This is a genomic window from Micromonospora sp. KC606, assembly GCF_004348675.1.
Classification (GTDB): Bacteria; Actinomycetota; Actinomycetes; order Mycobacteriales; family Micromonosporaceae; genus Micromonospora.
In genome coordinates, this window is the sequence record NZ_SMKN01000413.1 from 1 (window position 1) to 1,122 (window position 1,122).

At 67.2% G+C, this 1,122-nt stretch carries 1 protein-coding gene and 1 pseudogene; one reads left to right on the forward strand and one right to left on the reverse strand.

Annotated elements, in window-relative coordinates:
• Positions 1-65: 65 nt before the first annotated feature.
• Positions 66-734 carry a formylglycine-generating enzyme family protein gene (locus tag E1193_RS31450; protein WP_243707989.1) on the reverse strand — a complete coding sequence of 223 codons (669 nt, stop codon included), beginning with the start codon at positions 732-734 and terminating at the stop codon, positions 66-68.
• 171 nt (positions 735-905) lie between these two features.
• Between E1193_RS31450 and E1193_RS31455 the strand changes: the two are divergent.
• Positions 906-1,122, forward strand: a pseudogene (locus tag E1193_RS31455) (integrase); the annotation flags it as partial.

The window sequence follows — 1,122 nt, forward strand, 5'->3', positions numbered from 1 at the left end:
TATAGGAGACAGGTAGGCTCGTCGAGGCCCCTCCCACCCGCGGCCTCACCCCCTGGCGGCCTTCGTCAACGCAGGAAGGTGCGGGCAACGCGGAACCCCAGATCATCGATTTGGAGAGCGGGATGGCTGCGGCGGCGTACCGAGGCTCGGCAACTCCAGGGTTGGTCGAACCAGCCGCCGCCGCGCAGCACGCGGTAGCTGTCGTAGACCTCGGCGTCGTAGATGTCCCAGCACCATTCCCAGATGTTGCCCAGCATGTCGTGCAGGCCCCATGCGTTCGGTTGCTTCTCGCCAACGGGGTGCGGCTGCTCGCCTGAGTTGCCGCGGTGCCAGGCGATCTCGTCGAGCGGGCCGTATCGAGGGCCGGTCGTACCGGCCCGGCACGCGTACTCCCACTCGGCCTCGGTCGGTAGTCGGTACCCGTCGTCGGTCGCGTCGCACGTGACGCCATCGCCGCCAAGGTGATACGCGGGCGGCAGACCTCTCTGGCGGGACAGGCTGTTGCAGAACCGGACCGCGTCCAGCCACGACACGCTTTCCACAGGCAGTGAATCATCCCGAGCGGCGGCGCTTGGTCGCTGGCCGGTGACCCGGGCGTAGAGCGCCTGGGTCACCGGGACCACGGCGAGCTGGTACGGCGCGAGTTCGACCGACCAGCTGGACCGCGTCCGCCGGTCCGACACGGTCGCCCTGCCCCCGGGAATGGCAACCATGTCGAGCATCAGGTCGTTCATCGACACTGATCCTACTGACGGCCAGCCTGACCCGGCTCTGGGGAACGGACGTCCCTTGAGGATCATCGACGCCTCCACGAGTCCGGCTCGCCGCCGCTTCTCCCCTTCGAAACCGGTGCTTTCACAATCGCCCGGTCGACGGAAAAGCGAAAACCATGCATAATATCACTTATGCATGAAAAACAGGACGAATCGGTGGCACGCCTGATCGAGGAGTTCCTGACCGCGCGGGCCACCCGCAAGCCCTCGCCCCACACCCTTGAGGCGTACCGACGGGATCTGCGGACCGTGGCGGCGCTGGTCGGCGAGGTCAGCACCCCTCCCCTCCCCCAGGACCAGATCATGATCGCCGAGCTCTCCCCCCGCATGATGCGCGCGGCGTTCGCCC

Coding starts and splice junctions, on each gene's coding strand:
- E1193_RS31450 (WP_243707989.1), bottom strand. CDS start 734: ATGAACGACCTGATGCTCGACATGGTTGCCATTCCCGGGGGCAGGGCG.